The 3079-nt window shown below is 77.4% G+C and carries 2 protein-coding genes and 1 tRNA gene; all 3 read right to left on the bottom strand.

Going from position 1 to position 3079, the window contains the following annotated elements; translation table 11 throughout:
- Positions 1-223: 223 nt before the first annotated feature.
- Positions 224-1627 carry an SDR family NAD(P)-dependent oxidoreductase gene (locus ABZ914_RS49325; protein WP_500201509.1) on the bottom strand — a complete coding sequence of 468 codons (1404 nt, stop codon included), beginning with the start codon at positions 1625-1627 and terminating at the stop codon, positions 224-226.
- 33 nt (positions 1628-1660) lie between these two features.
- Positions 1661-1733, bottom strand: a tRNA-Gln gene (locus ABZ914_RS49320).
- A gap of 55 nt (positions 1734-1788) precedes the next feature.
- A partial coding sequence (locus tag ABZ914_RS49315) for an ankyrin repeat domain-containing protein (RefSeq protein ID WP_500201508.1) occupies positions 1789-3079 on the bottom strand: 1291 nt, incomplete at its 5' end.

The following is a 3079-nucleotide window of genomic DNA, read 5'->3' as shown; positions in this document are numbered from 1 at the left end:
CCCGCCCCGACCACCCGCCCCCCCCCCCCCGCCCCCCCCCCCGCCCCCCCCCCCCCCCCCCGGCCCCCCCCCCCCCCCGTCCCGCCCCGGACCGCCCCGCCGCCGCCGCCCGCCGCCCCGTCCCCGAGCCGCGCCAGCAGCGGCGCGAGCGCGGCCGGGTCGGCGGGCGGCACGTCCGGGTGCTCGATCGCGGGGCAGCGTACGGGGGTCGGCTCCATGCTGTTCACCACTCCACCGGTCGGTAGTCCTTCAGGAACACGCCGGACAGCCGCTCGCCGCCGACGCCCCGCACGACCGGGTCGTAGACCCGGGCCGCGCCGTCGATCACGTCCAGCGGGGGCCGGAACCCGGCGGCGAACTGCTCGAGCTTGCCCGGGTGCGGCCGCTCGTCGGTCACCCAGCCGGTGTCCACGCTGGTCATGTGGATGCCCGCCGCCGCGTAGTCCGCGGCCGAGGTGCGGGTCATCATGTTCAGCGCCGCCTTCGCCATGTTCGTGTGCGGGTGGCGGACGGTCTTGTGCTCGCGGGAGAAGCTGCCCTCCATCGCCGACACCTGCACCGCGTACCGGTCGGGGAACGGCGACGCCTCCAGCAGCCCGCGCAGCCGCGAGGTCAGCAGGAACGGCGCGAACGCGTTCACCATCTGCACCTCCAGCCACTCGCCCGGGTCGACCTCGTGCAGCCGCAGCGTCCAGCTGTTGCGGTCGCGCAGGTCGAGGGGCTGCCCGGTCTCGTCGGTCAGCCCCGCCGGGAACAGCGCGTCGTCGGGGACGGCGAGCGCGGCGGCGGGGCCCGCCTCCAGCGCGGCCCGGCCGCCCTCGGCGACGTCGACGCGCGCCGCCGCGCCGGTCAGCGGCAGCGCCTCCGCCGCGCGCACCTCCCGGTGGTAGGCGGGCGGCCGCCGGACGGTCTGCGCCGCGTTGTTCACCAGGACGTCCAGGTGGTCGAACCGGGCGTGCACGGCTTCCAGCAGGCCCGCGACGCCCGGCAGGTCCAGCAGGTCGACGCCGTGGACGTGCAGCCGGGAGAGCCAGTCGGCGGAGTCGGGGACGGCGGCGAACCGGCGCGCCGCGTCGCGCGGGAACCGGGTGGTGACCAGGACCTCCGCGCCGTCGCGGAGCATCTTCAGCGCGACCTGGAAGCCGATCTTGATGCGGCCGCCGGTGACGAGGGCGCGCCGCCCGCGCAGGTCGCAGCGGGCGTGCCGGCGCGCCAGGTTCTCCGCCGCGCACTCCGGGCACATCAGGTGGTAGTCGGGGTGCACGTCCCGGTACGGCGCCTTGCAGACGTAGCAGGTCCGCGCCCGTTTCAGCGTCCGCCCGGACGCGGGCCTCGCCGGAGCGGGCTCCGGGTCGGCGCCGGGGTCCTGGTCCTGGAAGCGGGTGGCGGCGGCCATCGCGTCGAGGTCCTCGGCGCGCCGCTGCGTCCTGCGGGCGGCCTTCCGCGCCTTCTTGCCGGACCGGTGCAGCTGCGACGCCGCCTCGTGCACGGCCCGCCAGCGCGGGTCGTCCGGGTCGGTGGCCCGCGCGCGCTCCAGCAGCCGCAGGCAGGCCGCGAGCTCCTCGGGGCCGGGCGCCTCGTCCTCGACCGGCGGTCGCGGCCCGCCGGCTCGCGCAACGGCCGTCACTGCACTCCCTCGTCCCCGTCAGCCGGATCGGGGCGGAGCCGACCGGATTCGAACCGGCGTCCTCCAACATGCAGTATTGGTGCGTCGACCTCTGCGCTACAGCCCCGCCACCGGCAGCGTAACGGAACCAACCCGGCGAACCACCCGAATTTCGGTGATCTTCACGGCGCGGCGAGCAGCGGTTCGAGGTCCTCGCGCCCGCTGCGCCGGACGAGCCACGCGAACGTCCCCCGGACGCGGCGGCCGCCCGCCTCGGCGTCCCGGCTCGCACCGGCCTCCAGCAGGGCCCGGACGGTGTCCGGGGAGCCGTGCTCGGTGACCGCCGTGGACAGCGGCGTGCGGTCCGACCGGTCGCGCGCGTCGACGTCGAGGCCGGCGGCCAGCAGCCGGGGAAGGACCAGGCGGTGGTCCATCGCGTGGACGAAGTGCAGCAGGGTGCGCCCCTCGCCGTCGCGCGCCCGGGGGTCCATTCCCGCGTCCAGCAGGCGGAGCACGCCGGGCGCGTCGCCGTGCAGCGCCCGCAGGAACAGCTCGCTCCGCTGGCGCCGCAGCTCGCGCGGCAGCCGGTCCGGGCCCGTCCGCCACGCCTCCCGCACGGCGAAGCAGCCGTAGAGGGCGCCGCCGAGCGCGCGCAGGGTCTGCTCGCGCCGCTCCTCCACGGGTCCGTGCGGGAGTGCCAGCGCTCCACCGCACCAGCGGACCTCGTGCCACTCGCCGCGGCAGCGGACCCGCACGGGCGTCGGCGGCTCCGGATCCGGCGGCCCCACCGGCCCGTCGGCGGCCGGACGCGCCGGGAACAGCGCCGACCGGATCAGCGGATGCAGCTCGTCCGGCGCGACCATGCCCGCGAGCAGCAGCTCGGCGTCGGGGAAAAGCCGCCAGTGGTCGGGCGCCGCCGAGCTCCGGTACTCCCCGGGCGCCGCCGGCCTCAGCAGCGGGCGCTCGCCCTCGCCGCCCGCCTCGACGGTCACCGCCCCGCGCGGCGTGTACGGCGATCCGAAGACCGCGGTGACCGGATCCCCGCCGCGCCCGGCGGCGAGGCGGCGGACCCGGGCCGCCAGCACGGGCGGCCGTCCCATGCGCAGCCGGAGGGTCTCCATGAACGCTCCGCGCTCGGCCGGGTTCGCGGGCTGCCGGAGCTCGAAGCCCGCGGCGGTGAAGGCGCCGGCGACGTCACCGCGCTCGTGGCGCATGATCGACCATTCGGCCCGTGCCACGGTGTCGCCCGGTCCGGGATCGGACGCGGGCAGTTCTTCCGAGGTCAGCGGCGTCCCGTCGGCGTGGAAGAACGGGATGCGGCCGGCGCCGCCGCAGTCGTCGACCAGCTCTCCGCAGTGCCGGTCGTCGAACAGGCGGCGCGCGCCCCTCCCGTCGCGCGCCCGCCGGGCGGCGATGGCGGGGTACACCAGCCGCCGCGGCGGGGGCTGGTGTAGAAAGGTAGTGCAAACGGCT

It is taken from the genome of Spirillospora sp. NPDC046719, assembly GCF_040645715.1.
GTDB lineage: Bacteria > Actinomycetota > Actinomycetes > Streptosporangiales > Streptosporangiaceae > Spirillospora.
Note: the sequence above shows the minus strand (reverse complement) of the source record. Positions and strands in the feature narration are given on the sequence as shown.